This window comes from Agrobacterium sp. T29 (assembly GCF_006970545.1).
In the GTDB taxonomy this organism is placed as follows: Bacteria; Pseudomonadota; Alphaproteobacteria; order Rhizobiales; family Rhizobiaceae; genus Agrobacterium; species Agrobacterium leguminum.
In genome coordinates this window covers 851845-868623 of the sequence record NZ_CP040641.1, presented here as the reverse complement: position 1 = coordinate 868623, position 16779 = coordinate 851845, and the positions used below count along the sequence as shown (strand labels likewise).

Here is a 16779-nt window from a genome sequence, read left to right as displayed (position 1 = left end):
GAATCTATCTGTTCAACGGCTCGATTGTCAGCGTGCGTCCGCGTGCGGAAGCGATCCTCACCCGGGTGCCGGCCGGCAGGTCTTCGCCGTTGACCGGCCACCAGGTATCGTCCAGCCTGATGCGACCACGCCCTTCGACAATCGGTTCCTGAAGGGTCGCGGTGCGGCCGACAAGGCTTGCCTCACGCTGGTTGAGGAAGGGTTCGTCGCTTGCCGCCCGGTTCCTGCCGAAATATTTCCGGCCGAGCAGGGCGAAGACGACGGAAAGCGCGGCAAACAGCACCAGCTGCAATTGCCAGGCCCAGAATACCGCATCCCACAAAAGCAGCGAGACCGCGCCGATGACCAGCGCGGCGAGGCCGATCCAGATCAGGAACACGCCGGGAGCGATGAGTTCGGCGGCCAGAAGCATGAAGGCGACGATCCACCAGCTCCATGGTCCCAGCTCAGTGGCAAGCCGTTGCAACATCATCACTTCTCCGATGAAGAGCCGAAGGGATTACCGGGGATCGTGACGTTGATGCTCTGGCTGGAAGGCCGCGTCGGCGGCACGGAGCGGGACGATGTGGAGGCGGCCGGCGCGGTCGGCGCATCGCCCCTGTCACCGAAGACCTCTTTCGCAATCGTGCCGATACCGCCAAGGGAACCGATCAGCGCCGAAGCCTCCATCGGCATCAGTACGATCTTGGAATTCTTCGCCGTGCCGATCTCCGCCAGAGCCTCGGTATATTTCTGGGCGACGAAATAGTTGATGGCGTGGACATTGCCGGCGGCGATGGCTTCCGAGACCATGCGGGTGGCGTTGGCTTCGGCCTCGGCCAGACGCTCGCGCGCCTCGGCATCGCGGAATGCCGCTTCGCGCTGGCCTTCCGCCTCCAGAATGGCGGATTGCTTTGCGCCTTCCGCGCGCAGAATCTGGGCATTGCGGGCGCCTTCGGCTTCCAGCACCTGCGCGCGTTTTTCGCGCTCGGCCTTCATCTGTCGCGCCATGGAATCGACGAGATCCTTCGGCGGTGCGATGTCCTTGATTTCGATGCGGGTGACCTTGATGCCCCATGGTCCCACCGCCTCGTCCACCACGCGCAGCAGGCGATCGTTGATGGCGTCGCGGTTCGACAGCAATTCGTCGAGGTCCATCGAGCCCATCACCGAACGGATATTGGTCATGGTGAGGTTTTCGATGGCCATTTCCAGATTGGCGATCTGGTAAGCGGCCTGCGCGGCATTGAGGACCTGATAGAAGGTGACGGCGTCGGCGGAGACGCTGGCATTGTCGCGGGTAATGACTTCCTGTGTCGGTATATGCAGGACCTGCTCCATCACGTTCATTTTCGAACCGATGGTTTCGAAGAACGGCACGATGAGGTTCAGGCCCGGCTCGAGTGTGCGGGTGTAGCGCCCGAACCGTTCAACCGTGTAGCGATGCCCCTGGGGCACGGTCTTGATGCCGGCAAACAGCACCAGAATAACGAGAACCACCGCTGCCATGACGACGATGTCGAAACCGCCCAATGCAATCATCACTTTTCCTCCTGATCAGAACCGTCCGGGTTTTACCCCGGCATCGTTATGGCAAGATTACACCCATCCTTGCAACTCCCGCCGCACAACCTTTTCGAGAACATTCATGCCCTCGGCGCTGTCGTTAAGACAGGGGATATGGGTAAATTTCTCTCCGCCATTATGCAGGAAAATCTCGCCCGCTTCACCGGCGATTTCTTCCAGCGTCTCAAGACAATCCGAAACGAAGCCGGGATTCATCACGGCGATGCGCTTGATGCCTTCCGAGGCCAGCTTTTCCACGGTCTTGTCGGTATAGGGCTGCAACCATTCTTCCGGTCCGAAACGCGACTGGAAGGTGATCATGAAATTTTTCTCTGTCCGCCCCAGCGCCTCGCGCAGCAGCCGGGCGGTTTTCTGGCAGTGACAATAATAAGGATCGCCCTTTTTGAAATAGGATTGCGGAATGCCGTGGAAAGAGGTGATCAGCATCTCCGGCTCCCAGTCCAGCGTCGCCAGATGGTTTTTGACCGAGGCGGCGAGCGCCTCGATATAGGCCGGATCGTCGTGATAGGGCGGTACGGTGCGGATGGCGGGCTGCCAGCGCAGCTTCATCAAATGCTCGAAAGCCTTGTCGTTCACGGTTGCCGTGGTCGATGCGGCATATTGCGGATAAAGCGGGAAAAGCAGGATTTTTTCGCAACCCTGTTCCTTCAGCGCATCGATCTTCGAGGCGATGGAGGGCTGGCCGTAACGCATGCCCCAGTCGACCGCGACATTGGGCAGGTCCTTCAGCGCTTCCGCCAACAGCTCGCCCTGGCTGCGAGTATAGGTGCGCAGATAGCTTTCATTGCGCTCGTGGTTCCAGATTTCCTCATAGGCCTTGCCGACTTTCTGCGGGCGCTTGTTGAGAACAATGCCGTAAAGGATCGGATACCAGTAGAGACGCGACCATTCGATTACCCGCTTGTCGCTCAAGAATTCCGCCAGATAACGGCGCATCGGCCAATAGTCCGTACCGTCAGGCGTGCCGAGGTTGACGAGCAGGACGCCGACCTTGCCAAATGCTGTGCGGGGATGGTTTGCGGGGAGTGCGGATAGTTCTGTCGCCATGAATGACACCCTGAAACTCGGACTGGTTGCGTGAGGAGCGGTTCCGTTTCGGATAAGGGCGGAAACGCTCCATCTTGTGTTTATGCGTGCCGAACGCAAACCGCGACGGTTGGGCCGGCAATGCCCGAGCTATACGCTCGTGCCGTCAATTTGTTCACGTGTTCTAGACGAAATTTTTCAGGATTGAACCACCGGCGGAGGCTATTTCCGCGGCGGGGGGCGCTGCAGGATGTCCTTCGCCAAAATTTGATCTGTAAAGATTTGTTTTTAAAAGAAAAATAAGAAGCCGGCCCCGATCTCCGAGGGCCGGCTTCCTGTCTGCGGCAAATTGCCCTGTCCGTTCCCGTCCGGCTTATTGAGCCGGCAGTTCCAGCTCCTCGCCGATCTCGATGTGGTTCGGCTGCTTCAGCGTGTTTGCTTTGGCAATCCTGCTCCAGAGAGCGCCGTCGCCATATTTCTCGGCTGCGATCTTCCAGAGCGAGTCGCCCTTTTCAACGACATATTTGCTGGCGGCAGCAGCGGCTGCGGCGGGCGTCGTCGTGGCCGGAGCCGTGGCGGCCGGTGCTGTGGCAGCAGGTGCAGTAGCGGCAGGGGCTGCGGGAGCGGGTGTGGCGGCCGGCGCAGGTGCGGTCGCTGCCGGCGCAGGTGCCGCGGGCTTTGCCGGAGCGACATAACCGGCAGGCGTCACTTCGCTGATGCGGCCATCCGTGTAGGGCTTATAGGGGCTGTTGGCGGTGATATAGGCCGCAACGGCTTCCTCGAGGTTGGGGCCGAAGTCATAGGCGTTGATGGCCTTGGTCGCAAAGACCTTGAAGCCGTCGCCGCCGGTACGCACGTAATTATTGGCCGCGACAATATAGGTCTTGGCGGGATCGAGAGGCACGAAGGCGTCGCCTTCCTTGACCTCGACTGAAACGACCCGGCCGCCGGCCGGCTTCGAGCGGTCGAAGGAATATTTCAGGCCGGAGACCTGCATGAAACGACCAGCGCCGTCGTCGATCTGGCTGACGCCGTTTTCGAGCGCGGCGCGAATGTCCTCGCCCTTCAGCTGGAAGGTCGCGACGGTGTTCTGGAACGGCAGAACCGTCAACACTTCGCCCATGGAGACATCGCCGGCATCGATGGAGGAGCGCAGGCCGCCGCTATTGGCGAAAGCGATGGTCACGCCCTGATCCTTGACGCGGGCGAGCGTTGCATCGGCCACCAGATTGCCCATGGAGCATTCCTTCACGCGGCAAACCTTACGGTCTCCCTCGATCGGGCCTTCCGAAGAGCCGACGACCTTCGATTTCAGAGCCTCGATCGGCGCCTTCAGCTCATCGATGCGCTTCAGCGTGGCTTCATCGGGCTTGAAGGAGGAGTCGATCAGGATGGGATCGCCCTTGCTTTCCTTGACCACGCCACTGTCGTCGAAGACCACTTTTAGGTCGCCCAGATATTTGCTGTACTGTCCGGCCTGAACGACCGGAACCTTGTAGCCGCCGGGATTGTCGACCAGGGTCGGATAGGGGCCTTCGGCCTTCTGGTCGGTGTTGGAAAGCAGCGTATGTGTGTGGCCGCCGACCACGACGTCGACGTCAGGGATTTTGGCGATGAATTCGAGATCGCGCGGATAGCCGACATGGGTCAGCGCAATGATCTTGTCGACGCCGTCCTGCTTCAGCTTCTGTACCTGCTCGCTGATTTTCGCGACATCTTCGGCGATGGTGATATTGGGACCGGGCGTTGCCAGTTCAGCCGTGTCGTTGGCCACCGCGCCGACGATGCCGATTTTCTGTCCGCCGACTTCGAGCACGATGGACGGCTTGACACGGTCGCCGATTTTCGAGGCGGCGGTGGCCACCACATTGGCGGTCACGACGGGGAACTGCACCTTGTCGAGGAAGCCGGCAAGTCCGTCTTCGCTGTCGTCGAATTCATGGTTGCCGACGGTCATGGCGTCGAACTTCATGGCGTTCAGCACTTCCGCTTCCACCGTGCCCTTGTAGGTGGTGTAGAACAGCGAGCCCTGGAAATTGTCGCCGGCATTGAGCAGCAGAACGTTCTTGCCTTGAGCCTTCAGGGCATCACGGGTCTGATTGATTGCGGTCAGAAGACGGGCGGCGCCGCCGAAGCATTCGTTTTTGCCTTCTTCTTCCGCCGAGCAGGTCGAGTCGAACTTGTTGATCGATTCGATACGGGAGTGAAAATCGTTGATGTGAAGAATGTTGAGCTCGTAATCGGCCAGAGCCGCTCCAGCCGAAAGCGTTATCGCCGAAACGCTCAGCATGCCCAGTCCCAAAATTTTCTTCATGGTCCCTCTCTCCTGTTCAAAGCGGAAGCCCGGGCCGGTCGATCATCCTCCGGCCGTGCTCATTTTCTAATCTGAAATCATGTCAGTCTTTCAAAGCGCGATGTTTCCATTTAGCGGCAATCGCCGCAAGCGAAATTATGACAGGCGCACAATAAACAAAAACGCACGCCTGAGGCGTGCGTTCCAGAAGATCATCTCTTTGAAAAGGTGACGTTATCAGCCTTGGCGCGTCAGCGAGAACTGGCTGTTCGTGTCCGTCGTGCAGTTCAATTGTGACGGGGAGACGAGGGCGCAGTTGACGCGCGACTGCGTGTTGCGCACCAGCGAGGTCATGTTGATTTCGTAAAGCGTCGGCGAAATCGTCACATAGGTGCCGGAGGCCAGAAGCGTGTTGGTGTCGGTCGAGCGGGTGGAGAAGGCGCCGTTCTGGAACGTCGATACGATGCCGTTGCGGTCGATCCAGCGACCGTCGACGGCCGGGCCGCGGGCAAGCGAAGGCGCCATCGAGGTCTGCTGGGAGGGACCCGGCGCGACGCATGAAGACACCGCGATGGCGGCTGAAAGCAAAGCAGCGCTTGTCTTGAAGTTCATGAGCCTGTTCTCCTGCGATTCGATGAAACCTTCTGTGCTTCGACCATGCCGCGAAGCGTTGCTTATTTCAAGGCAACGTTGTTCGCTCTCCCCGGTTCCTGATGTCGTGCAGGAAAGCCCCGGCGTGACAAATATGAGACTCCGTCCCGTCAGCGCACGAGGATGTTGCGAAACTGCCAGGGATCGGACGTATCGATATTGTCGGGAAACAGGCCGGGGCGGCCATCGGTCGGCTTCCAGTCGGTATAATGTCCCTCGACGGGTCCGAGATAGGGGCGCTGCACCTCAAGGCAACGGCGGTAATCCATTTCATCCGCCTCGACGATACCGGCCTGCGGATTTTCAATGGCCCAGACCATGCCCGCGAGCACAGCGGAGCTGACCTGCAATCCGGTCGCATTCTGGTTGGGGGCGAGGGAGCGTGCTTCCTGCAGGCTCAACCGCGAGCCATACCAATAGGCATTCCTGTCATGGCCATAAAGAAGAACGCCGAGTTCATCGGCGCCATCGACAAGCTCGTCTTCGCCGAGCACATGCTGGATCGGCTGAGGGGTGCCGCCATTGCCGAAAAGCTCATGCAGGGAAAGAATGGCGTCATTGCAGGGATGGTAGGCATAATGGCAGGTCGGCCGATAGGTCACGTCGCCATCATCGTTGCGGACGGTGAAATAGTCGGAAATCGAAATCGCTTCGTTATGCGTGACGAGAAATCCGTATTGCGGCCCAAGGCCCGGGCACCATGTCCGCACCCGCGTATTGGCGCCGGGCTGATCGAGATAGATTGCCGCCTTGCTTCCCTTTTTCTGCTTTTTCGCGTTCTTCGGCATCCAGTTTTCATGCGTTCCCCAGCCGAGTTCGGCCGGCTGAAAACCTTCCGCGATAAAACCTTCGACGGACCATGTGTTCCAGAAAGCGCCGAAGGGCTTGGGTTCTTTCGCCCGCTGGGTGTCGCGTTCGGCCACGTGAACGCCCTTGACGCCAAGCCGCTTCATCAGCTTTGCCCAGCCATCGCGGTCATGCGGCTGCGGCTCCTCGATGTCGAGGCCGGTATCTTTGGCGAGATTGACGAGTGCCTGTTTCACGAACCAGGACACCATGCCCGGATTGGCGCCGCAGGTGGAAACCGCCGTCGTGCCGCCCGGCTTGCGCGCCCTCTCCTTCAGCATGGTTTCGCGCAGCGAATAATTGGTTCGGGCCGCATTGTCGGCATCGGCATCGAAATAAAAACCGGGCCAGGGTTCGACGACCGTGTCGATGTAAAGCATGCCATGCTTGCGACAGATCCGCATCAGATCGACGGAGGCGGCATCGACCGAAAGATTGACGCAGAAGCCCTGGCCCTGAACGCCCTTGAGGAGCGGCTTGAGAATCTCGCGGTAATTTTCCTTGGTCAGATGCGTCTGGATATGGCGGATGTTCCTCTCGGCCAGAAAGGCGGCGATGTCTTCGCGCGGGTCGATGACGACGAGCCGGGTCCTGTCGAAATTGAAATGACGTTCGATCAACGGAAGAGTACCGCGCCCGATGGAGCCGAAGCCGATCATGATGATGGGGCCGTCAATATCGCCGTAAATCGGGTGGTTTGCATCCGTCATTCGTCAATTTTCCTTTTTCAGCCAATAAGTAAGCTAGATCACAAAAGCGTGCCACAATAAAGGGCAGGTGGATGACGGACATATGACGATGGCGACGGCAAGACGGGCGCGCGCACCCTTTCCACCGCATTCTGCCTCTTCGCATTTTAGAGAGTGCGTTTATAATTAAGTTCTTCTTTTCCTCTCTATGTCCAAAGGCTTGGGGGCTTTGGCCGGATGACGACGGGGGAATTTTCGCCATCACGGGGGAGTTGCCTGTTGAATAATCTTATCGAGCGTGTCGCAGCGCTTCAGAGTGCCACCCCCGTTCTTATTGCGCTTTACGATTCCGAGGACCGGTTGCGCCATGCCAATCCGTCGTTTCGGGAAAGCTTTCAGCTTGCCGCTGGCGATTTCCCGACCTGGGCGGATATCATGCGGCTGAACCACCGGCTGCGCACCGGTGTCGTCGTCCGCAACAATGATTTCGAGGGATGGCTGCTGTCGGCGCAGTCCCGGCGCGGCAAGCTGCCTTACCGCGCCTTTGAGATGGATATGCATGACGGCCGCTGGTTCTGGATGACGGAAACGGTGCAGCAGGATGGCTGGATGCTGTGCGTTGCAAGCGACGTCACCGAATTGCGCCAGGGTTACAGAACGCTGCGGCAGGACCGGGATCTGGCAGTCCGCGCCTCGCAGACGGATGAATTGACGGGAACGGCAAATCGCCGTTTCGTTTTCGCCAAGCTGGCTTTGCAGGTGGAGCAGGTTGCCAAGGGGCTGGAAACGCCCTTTTGCCTGTGCACGCTCGATATCGATTTCTTCAAGCAGATCAATGATCGTTTCGGCCATAAATGCGGGGATGCGGTGCTTCGCGATTTCGTCGGCATCGCCCATTCCGTCATCCGGCGGGTGGATTGTTTCGGCAGGATCGGCGGTGAGGAATTCATGCTCATCCTGCCGCGCAGCACGGTGGCCGAGGGCCGGGAGATCGTCGAACGGCTGCTGCAGAAGGTGCGCCTTTCGAGGCCCCTCTCCGAATTTCCGGACTTTTCCTATAGCTGCTCGGCCGGGCTGACGGTCTATCGTGCGCCCGAAAGCGCCGACGATGTTTTCATGCGGGCGGATCAGGCTCTTTATGCGGCTAAGGAAAAAGGCCGCGACCGGCTTCTGGCGGTGACCGTTTAAACGAGTTCCGCTGCAATCAACCCATGCAGCGAATTGCCGACGAAGAGTTTCCGACCGGCAATGTCTTCCGGTTTCAGCGCCTGTCCGCGCGCCCGGCGTTCGCGGATCAGATCAGCGCGCAGCACACCCGGCAGAATGCCGCTGTCGAGCGGCGGCGTCAGCAATTGCCCATCCGGCATTTCGACGAAAATGCTGGTCGACGATCCCTCGCACAACTCGCCGCGCTCGTTGAGCAGCAGCACCTCGTCGGCCTCTCCGGCTGAAAATTCGGCCCGGGCGGCATCATAGGGCTCGCGGCGTGAGGACTTGTGGCGATAGAAGGTGTCGGAGGAATCGAGCGTGGTCTGCCGGGCAATGCGAACCCGCCAGACGGCATCCTGCCGCAAGGGCTGGAAGTCAGCGGTTTCGATGTCGAGTTCGCCCTTGTAGTTCATGACCAGCCTGACGCAGAGCGGCTTTTCGCCGCTCACCTTTTTTTCCAGAACCTGAACCGCATTGACGGGCGCGCGAAAACCGAGCGCGTCGGCGGAGCGCAGCAATCGGCGCATATGCTGGTCGATGCGCTGAAAGCCGGTCTGCGGCTCCCAGCGCAGGGTTTCCCTCAAGGTCAGATCGGCGGGTTTGCGTTTCATTGCCTGTGCTCGTCGCCTGAATTATTGCCGGTGTCTTCTGCCGGCAATATCAACCGGCAAAGCTTGTCCGAAATAGGATAGCCCTGCCGGCGGAAGAGATTAAGCCTGTTTGTTATCCAGCGCTTCGAGCTCGTCGATCAGCCCCTCGATCATCGAAAGCCCCTTGTCCCAGAAAGAGGGATCGGTCGCATCGAGGCCGAAGGGTTTCAGAAGCTCCGAATGGTGCTTGGTGCCGCCCGCCTTCAGAAGCTCGAAATATTTCTCCTGAAAACCCGTCTCGGCCTTCTGGTAAACCGCATAGAGCGAGTTCACCAGGCAGTCGCCGAAGGCATAGGCATAAACATAAAAGGGCGAGTGAATGAAATGGGGGATGTAGGTCCACCATGTCTCGTAGCCTTCGGAAATCCGGATCGCCGGGCCCAGGCTCTCGGCCTGAACGGACAGCCACAATTCGCCGATCTGCTCGGAGGTCAGTTCTCCCTGTTTGCGGGCGGTGTGCAGTTTGCGCTCGAATTCATAAAAAGCGATCTGGCGCACGACCGTGTTGATCATGTCCTCAACCTTGCGCGCGAGCATGGCCTTGCGTTCCCGGATGTCCCTGGTGTCGTCGAGCAGCTTGCGGAAGGTCAGCATTTCCCCGAAGACGGAGGCGGTCTCGGCAAGCGTCAGCGGCGTCGCGCACATCAAGGCGCCCTGTTCGCCGGCCAGAACCTGATGAACGCCGTGGCCGAGTTCGTGGGCAAGCGTCATCACGTCACGCGGCTTGCCGAGATAGTTGACCAGCACATAGGGATGGGCCGAGGGCACGGTCGGATGCGCGAAGGCGCCCGGCGCCTTGCCGGGGCGGGCGGGGGCGTCGATCCATTCTTCATCGAAGAAACGGCGGGCAATATCGGCCATCTCGGGGGCGAAATTGCCATAGGCGGAAAGCACGGTGTCCTTTGCCTCATCCCAGGGAATGATCGTGTTCGACGTATCGGGAAGCGGCGCGTTGCGGTCCCAATAATTCATTTGTTCCATGCCGAGCCATTTCGCCTTCATGGCGTAATAACGATGCGAGAGGCGCGGATAGGCCTTCTTGACCGCCGCCGCCAAGGCATCGACCACCTCGCGCTCGACGCGGTTGGCGAGATGACGGCTATCGGCAATATCCTCGAATTTGCGCCAGCGGTCGGAAATATCCTTGTCCTTGGCAAGCGTGTTGGTGATGAGCGTGAAGACGCGCAGATTGTCCTTGAAGGTGGCGCTCAGCGCCTGAGCCGCTTTCTTTCGGGTTTCCGGCTCCGGCTCCTGCAGCATGTTGAGCGTCACTTCCAGTGGCAGGCTCGCGCCGTCAATGTCGAAACGCAGATCGGCCATCGTCTCGTCGAACAGGCGGTTGAAGGCCGCCGCGCTGGTCATCGATTTTTCGAGGAACAGCTGCTCCAGCTGGTCGTCGAGCTGGTGCGGCTTGTCCTTGCGCAAATCCACCAGCCACGGGCGGTAGTGACCCGCTACGGCGTCATTCGCCATGCAGGCGTCCATCCTGGCGTCGTCGATACGGTTGAGCTCAAGGGTGAAGAACAGGAGATGGGAGGAAATATCCGTCAGCTTCGCCTGGGCATCGCCGTAAAGCTTGCCGTTTGCCGGGTTCGACGTATCGGAAAAATAGGTGAGCCCGGCAAAGGAGCCGATGCGGCCGATGAGATCGTCCAGCGCTTCATATTCCCTGAGCGCGGCGCCGATTCCGTTTTCGCCCGTCGCCTTCGCGGCTGCTTCAAGCTTGCCCTTCCATTTCTTCTCGAAAGCCGCCGCCATCGACGCCGCCTTGTCGAGATCGCCCTTGTATTCCGGCGAATCGCCCGACGGATAGAGGTCCGAGAGCTTCCAGCCGGGCAGGTCGCCAAGCGCCGGACCGGCGGTTTCGGCAAGGGAGAAGACGGGTTGCGGGGTAGGGCGGTTGAGGGTCATCGAACGTGTCCTTCTGATTATGCGTGCGAAGCATATGGGGACCTTGTTTCCCGCGGCAATGGATAAAATGCAAGCAATTCTCAAAACTGGATGTTCAAGTCTCCCATGCCAGAGTGCGGAATAAGGGACCGCATGAAGCAGGTCCATAAACCGGAAACCGGAGCTAAAAATGACCGCGCATGTTCTCGTGATAGACGATGATCCCGTCCAGCGCCGCCTGCTCAAAAATGCGGTGGAACGTTATGGGCATCTCGCCTTGCTCGCCGAAAACGGCAAGGCGGGGCTGGAATTGCTCAAGCAATATAGCGGCGAGATCAATGTCATCGTCCTCGACCTCATGATGCCTGAAATGGACGGGCTTACCTTTCTCAAAGCTATCGGCGAACTCGGCACCGATGTTCCCGTCATTGTCCAGACGGGGCAGGGCGGCATCGATACCGTTGTGCAGGCCATGCGCGCCGGCGCTTTCGATTTTGTCGTCAAGCCGGTTTCGCCGGAAAGGATCGGCGCTGCCATCTCCAATGCGCTCAAGCTCGACAGGAGAGAGGCAAAGGCCCGCACGGGCCGGCGCGGACGGAGCAATGCAGTGAATTTTACCGATATCGTTTCCGCAAGCCCCGCAATGCTGAGGGTCATCGAACTCGCGCAGCGCGCCGCCCAGTCCAGCATTCCCGTGGTGCTGGAAGGCGAATCCGGTGTGGGCAAGGAAATGGTCGCCCGCGCCATCCAGTCGGCCGGCGACAGGGCGAGCAAGCCGTTCATCACCGTCAATTGCGGCGCGATTCCCCATAATCTCGTGGAAAGCATCCTCTTCGGCCACGAAAAGGGAGCCTTCACGGGGGCGACGGAAAAACATGTCGGCAAATTCATGGAGGCGGATGGCGGCACGCTGTTCCTCGACGAAATCGGCGATCTGCCGCTGGACGTGCAGGTGAAGCTGCTCCGCGCGGTCCAGCAGGGCGAAATCGAAACCGTCGGCTCCGCACGGGTGCAGAAGGTGAATGTGCGGCTGATCTCCGCCACCAACAAGAACCTCATCGAAGAGGTGAAGGAAGGCCGCTTCCGCGAAGACCTTTATTATCGCCTCAACGTCTTCCCGATCACCATTCCGGCGCTGCGCCGCCGCAAGGAAGATATCCCCCATCTGGCGCGGGTTTTCGCCGAGCGCTTTTCGGCGGAACAGAAATTGCCAAATCCCGTCGGCCTCGATGCCAGCGCGCTGGCGCTGCTCACGGCTTATGACTGGCCGGGCAATATCCGCCAGCTCGAAAACGCTGTCTTCCGTGCGGTAGTGCTTTCGCAGGGCGAGGAACTGTCGGATTCCGATTTTCCGCAGATCGCGCTTCAGCTGCCGGAATTTTCGACCGGCGACGATGCGGACGATGTTACCCGCACACCATCGGGAGCGTCGCTGAAGCTTGCGGCCTATTCACCGGCCCCGCCACCGGCCGCTGAAAACCACGCCGTCATCGAGGAGCCGTCGGATATTTCCACCACCATTTACCGGGGCGGAAACCTGATCTCCAGCATGGATGAATCGGGCAATATCCGCAAACTGGCCGAGATCGAGGAGGAGCTCATCCGTTTCGCCCTGCGCTTCTATCGCGGGCAGATGAGCCAGGTTGCCAGAAAGCTTGGTATCGGCCGTTCGACGCTTTACCGAAAGCTGAAGGATTATGGCATCGATCCCGACGATCCCCTTCGAGATGCAGCCTGAGCGCACAAACCCCGCATTCGAAGGCAGATCGTAAATTCGTTAACTTCTGAGCAAGGATATCCGCTTACCGTCTATAAACCTCTTGTTAGTGGCTGATTCACTATGTAGAGGAAGGTTGTATGTGTGTGGCAATTTTGCCATCGTGTCACCGTATTTGACGTTCATTTGAGGCAATGTGACAGAAATTGTCTTCCAGGCGGGGATCGAATTGCCATATCTGCATCGGAATAACGCGCTTTCGACTAGGATCGCGCGCGGCTTGATCAAGGATATATGCACGAAGCTGTCGGCGCGCGCTGTCACCTTTGCCTGCCTGATGCTCGCCGCAATGCCTTTCGTAGGTGTTTCGGCGACGGAAGCCGCCGCCGAGACGCGCAGCCTCAAACTGTATTATATCCATACACGCGAGAAGGCGGTCATCACCTTCAAGCGCAATGGAAAATATGACCAGAAAGGTCTGCAGGAGCTGAACCGGTTCCTTCGTGACTGGCGGCGCAACCAGCCGACACGCATGGACCCGCGCCTTTTCGATCTTGTCTGGGAAGTTTATCGCCGCAGTGGCGCGACCGACTATATCAACGTCGTTTCGGCCTTCCGCTCGCCGGAGACCAACGGTCTGCTGCGGACGCGCACCAAGGGTGTCGCGGAAAAAAGCCAGCACATGCTCGGCAAGGCCATGGATTTTTATATCCCCGGTGTGAAGCTTGCCCGCCTTCGTGAAATCGGTATGCAGATGCAGATCGGTGGCGTCGGTTTCTATCCGACATCGGGCTCCCCCTTCGTGCACATGGATGTCGGCGGCGTTCGCGCCTGGCCGCGCATGAGCCGCCAGGAACTCGTCCGCATCTTCCCGAACGGCAATACGCTGCATCTTCCTTCCGACGGCAAGCCGCTTCCCGGTTATGAGCAGGCGCTTGCCGATTACAAGAAGCGCGTCAGCTCCTCCTCCATTCAGGTTGCTTCCAGCGCCGGTGCCGGCCCTGCCTCATCTGGCGGCGGCAAGCGCAAGACCCTGTTGCAGGCCCTCTTTGGCAGTGGCGGCGACGAGGATGAAGATCCCGATAGCATCGCAGCGCCGGAGCCCGCAGAACGGCCGGCTGTCGCCCGTCCGGCGGCTCCGCAGCAGGCGGCTCCCGAGCCTGAACCCACCATTGCAGTTGCTTCGGCACAGGCGCTTCCCGGCGTGAACGATGCGCCGCTGCCGACGGCTCGTCCCGCCTTCGGTAACCAGCCGCCGGCCAATACAGGCCTTGCGACCGCGCTTTATTCGCCGGCCCGCAATGCAGCGCAGGATGCCCTGCAGGCAGCGACCACGCCGACGCCGGCTTCTGCGCCGGCCGAGCGCCAGCAATTTGCCGATCTGGCTGAGGTATCCGTGCCGGTGCCCACACTTCTCGGGCCGCGTGGCATGAGAGGTGATGCGGAAGGATCGATCCTGACGGCGTCCGCAGATGGTGCGACACCGGCTGCGACCGGCGAACTCGCTTCTGTTCCGGTTCCCGCCAATCGTCCGGCCGTGGCGGAAGCCCTGCTGGCGGCGGCGAATGTCGACCCCGAAGGTGAGGACGATCTCGCCGAGGCGCAGGAAGATACGCTTTCGCCGACGGTGGTTGCCGCACTTGAACAGAGCGGTCAGGCCGCCCGGTCGCAGGTCCAGTCGGCTGCCATGCCGACAGCCGCGCCATTCCCGGCCGCCGTCAACCACAAGGTTACCGTCGCACCCGCCGAAACGGCCAAGGCCGAACCGCAGGCTGGCTTCGGTGATGCTTTCGACCTGAAGCCTGCCATCAATGGCGGTCTCAGCGCCGGCATGCCGACCAAGGGTTCGCGTCCGAGCAGGCAGGATGCCGCCGTTTCCCAGCAGGCCATGGTGGGCGGTGGACGTCTGACGCAGGATCTGATTTCGGATTGGGCGCTCAACCAGAACAAGGGCACGACCGGACGCTCGGTAAAGGCGCCGCGTGTTGTCGCCAACCGTATGCTCAGCAACGACATGTCGGCTTCCGCCACCTCGGCGAGCTTCAAGCCCGGTGCCGTTGCCATCGAATCCAGCCGCTTCAGCACGCCGGTGAAGATGCACTGAGCCTGTTTTCATAAGTAAGACGGCCGAGAGGCCAACAAAAAACCCGCCGTTACCGGCGGGTTTTTTATGCGGGATATTGAAGCTTTAGACGCCGCTCTGGCCGTCCGAGCCAATATAGGCGATGCGGACCATATTGGTCGCGCCAGGGGTGCCGAGGGGCACGCCGGCGGAGATGATGATACGATCGCCCGGCTTGCCGAAACCTTCGGAAACCACGATGCGACAAGCGCGGTTCACCATGTCGTCAAGGTCGCTGGCATCGCCGGTGACGACGCAGTGCAGGCCCCAGACGACCGACAGGCGGCGGGCGGTCTGGATGATCGGCGACAGCGCGATGATCGGAACCTGCGGCCGTTCGCGCGCGGCGCGCAGGCCGGTCGTGCCCGAGGACGTATAGGTGACGATTGCCGCAAGCTTCAGCGTTTCGGCGATCTGGCGCGCGGCAAGCGAAATGGCGTCGGCGCCGGTCGGTTCCGGCTGGGCGCGCTGCGCATAGATGATATTGGAATAATAGGGGTCCTGCTCCACCGTGCTGGCAATGGAGGCCATGGTGGAAACCGCTTCGACCGGGTAGTCGCCGGAGGCAGATTCAGCAGAAAGCATGATGGCGTCCGCGCCTTCGAAGACGGCGGTGGCGACGTCGGAGACTTCGGCGCGGGTCGGTACAGGTGCGGTGATCATCGATTCCAGCATCTGCGTGGCGACCACGACCGGCTTGCCGGCGCGGCGGCAGGCGCGGGTCAACTGCTTCTGGATGCCCGGAACGGCTTCCAGCGGCATTTCGACGCCGAGATCGCCACGGGCTACCATCAGCGCGTCGGAAAGTTCGATGATTTCCTCGATGCGCTCGACAGCCTGCGGCTTTTCGATCTTGGACATCAGGCCGACGCGGCCGCGTGCGATCTTGCGCACTTCGGCAAGGTCTTCTGGACGCTGGACGAAAGAAAGCGCTACCCAGTCGACTTCGCCGGTGGCGAGAACGGCGTCGAGATCGACGCGGTCCTTGTCGGTCAGAACGCCGACGCCGAGCAGCGTATCGGGCAGGCTGATGCCCTTGCGGTCGGAGATGCGGGTGCCGGAAATGACGGTGGTGACGATGCTCTTGCCGTCGCTCTTTTCAGCGCGCAGATGCAGCTTGCCGTCGTCGATCAGCAGGCGATGGCCGGGCTTGACCGCCTCGAGAATTTCCGGATGGGGAAGGAAAACGCGGGTGTTGTCACCAGGCGTGTCGTTATTGTCCAGCGTGAAGGTCTGGCCCGGAACGAGTTCGACCTTGCTTTCGGCGAATTTTCCGACGCGCAGCTTGGGACCCTGCAGGTCGGCCAGAATGCCGATGGGGCGGCCGGTACGGCTCTCGACAGAACGGATACGCTGAATGAGCGTCCGCATCACGTCGTGGCTCGCATGGCTCATGTTGATCCGGAAAAGATCTGCGCCAGCAAGATGCAGCTTCTCGATCATCGCCTCTTCGGAAGAGGCTGGGCCGAGAGTTGCAAGAATTTTGACTTTGCGGTTACGCTTCATCAGTTTTGATTTCCCTGTGTGCCTGGCGTATCGGAGAGCTGGACCATCCAGCTGCCCTGTCTGCCCGTGTCATATTCCTTGAAACCCATTCTCTGGAAGCTGCGGGCAAAACAATCGTCCACGCCGTTGATCTTGAACTCGTTTTCCGCCACGCACATGTTGACGTCACCGGTCCAGCGGCCGCCATGGGCGGCATCTTCGGCATAGAGATAATAATAACGTGACTGCAGCTCACCCTCGATCAGCGTCGCGCAGGTCGAGGAGGGGACCTGCCACCAGCCTTCACTGACCCAGCCCTCCTGTGCCCGGTAGCCGATTGCGACCCCCACGAGGTTCTGCGTGCTGTTGCACACGCGAAAATCCGCATGCGCGGGCGCCGCGATCATGAACGGGGTCAGAAACAATGCCGCTGCGGAAAAAAGACGGGCGATATGCCGAAAGTGGCGAGGAAGAGCGAGAGATGACTGAGTCACGGCTTCCATCCGGATTCCATGGTTATAATGAACACACTTCTTGGCGTGGCCGCCCAAGAAAGTCAACGCGATTTTAATCGATTATATTGTTCGTGGGATCGTGAGTGCGATAAGGTAGATGGCTGTTCTTTCGCCGCAACT

13 protein-coding genes are annotated in these 16779 nt (G+C 60.0%); 3 read left to right on the top strand and 10 right to left on the bottom strand.

The features are described from left to right. Nucleotides 1-4: 4 nt before the first annotated feature. The 6 genes from FGF54_RS19070 to FGF54_RS19045 form a co-directional block, all read right to left on the bottom strand. Nucleotides 5-469 (bottom strand): NfeD family protein, encoded by a 465-nt coding sequence (locus tag FGF54_RS19070; protein WP_080854238.1) that lies wholly within the window; start codon nt 467-469, stop codon nt 5-7. 2 nt (nt 470-471) lie between these two features. Next, nucleotides 472-1521, bottom strand: coding sequence for an SPFH domain-containing protein (locus FGF54_RS19065; RefSeq protein ID WP_142781579.1), 1050 nt, complete (start codon nt 1519-1521; stop codon nt 472-474). Nucleotides 1522-1578: 57 nt separating this feature from the next. Continuing rightward, on the bottom strand, nt 1579-2613 hold the full coding sequence (gene hemH / locus FGF54_RS19060) for a ferrochelatase (RefSeq protein ID WP_142780764.1): 1035 nt from the start codon (nt 2611-2613) through the stop codon (nt 1579-1581). Nucleotides 2614-2965: 352 nt separating this feature from the next. Continuing rightward, entirely contained in the window at nt 2966-4906 is a 1941-nt protein-coding gene (locus tag FGF54_RS19055) for a 5'-nucleotidase C-terminal domain-containing protein (protein WP_142780763.1), read from the bottom strand. Nucleotides 4907-5122: 216 nt separating this feature from the next. Further along, nucleotides 5123-5497, bottom strand: a complete 375-nt coding sequence (omp10, locus tag FGF54_RS19050) for an outer membrane lipoprotein Omp10 (protein WP_003497694.1) — start codon at nt 5495-5497, stop codon at nt 5123-5125. A 149-nt stretch (nt 5498-5646) separates the two neighbouring features. Further along, nucleotides 5647-7092: a homospermidine synthase gene (locus FGF54_RS19045; protein ID WP_142780762.1), complete on the bottom strand. Its 1446-nt coding sequence runs from the start codon at nt 7090-7092 to the stop codon at nt 5647-5649. A 258-nt stretch (nt 7093-7350) separates the two neighbouring features. Between FGF54_RS19045 and FGF54_RS19040 the strand changes: the two genes are divergently transcribed. Continuing rightward, nucleotides 7351-8259, top strand: coding sequence for a GGDEF domain-containing protein (locus tag FGF54_RS19040; protein WP_142780761.1), 909 nt, complete (start codon nt 7351-7353; stop codon nt 8257-8259). On the opposite strand, the gene FGF54_RS19035 is transcribed toward FGF54_RS19040, so the two are convergent. Further along, a complete protein-coding gene (locus tag FGF54_RS19035) occupies nt 8256-8891 on the bottom strand; it encodes an aminotransferase class IV family protein (RefSeq protein WP_142780760.1) in 636 nt (211 codons plus the stop codon). The genes FGF54_RS19040 and FGF54_RS19035 overlap by 4 nt on opposite strands. A 99-nt stretch (nt 8892-8990) precedes the next feature. Next, entirely contained in the window at nt 8991-10841 is a 1851-nt protein-coding gene (locus tag FGF54_RS19030; protein WP_142780759.1) for a M3 family oligoendopeptidase, read from the bottom strand. Nucleotides 10842-11010: 169 nt separating this feature from the next. On the opposite strand from FGF54_RS19030, the gene FGF54_RS19025 reads away from it, so the two are divergent. Continuing rightward, complete coding sequence (locus tag FGF54_RS19025) at nt 11011-12558, top strand: sigma-54 dependent transcriptional regulator (RefSeq protein ID WP_142780758.1); 1548 nt, start codon at nt 11011-11013, stop codon at nt 12556-12558. 175 nt (nt 12559-12733) lie between these two features. After that, nucleotides 12734-14641, top strand: a complete 1908-nt coding sequence (locus tag FGF54_RS19020) for a DUF882 domain-containing protein (protein ID WP_168208188.1) — start codon at nt 12734-12736, stop codon at nt 14639-14641. Between the two features lie 84 nt (nt 14642-14725). Here FGF54_RS19020 and pyk read toward each other — a convergent pair whose 3' ends face one another. Both pyk and FGF54_RS19010 read right to left on the bottom strand, forming a co-directional pair. Next, entirely contained in the window at nt 14726-16165 is a 1440-nt protein-coding gene (gene pyk / locus FGF54_RS19015; protein WP_065656511.1) for a pyruvate kinase, read from the bottom strand. Further along, nucleotides 16165-16551, bottom strand: a complete 387-nt coding sequence (locus FGF54_RS19010) for a DUF1036 domain-containing protein (RefSeq protein ID WP_020012242.1) — start codon at nt 16549-16551, stop codon at nt 16165-16167. The genes pyk and FGF54_RS19010 overlap by 1 nt, the downstream gene beginning before the upstream one ends. Nucleotides 16552-16779: the final 228 nt, after the last annotated feature.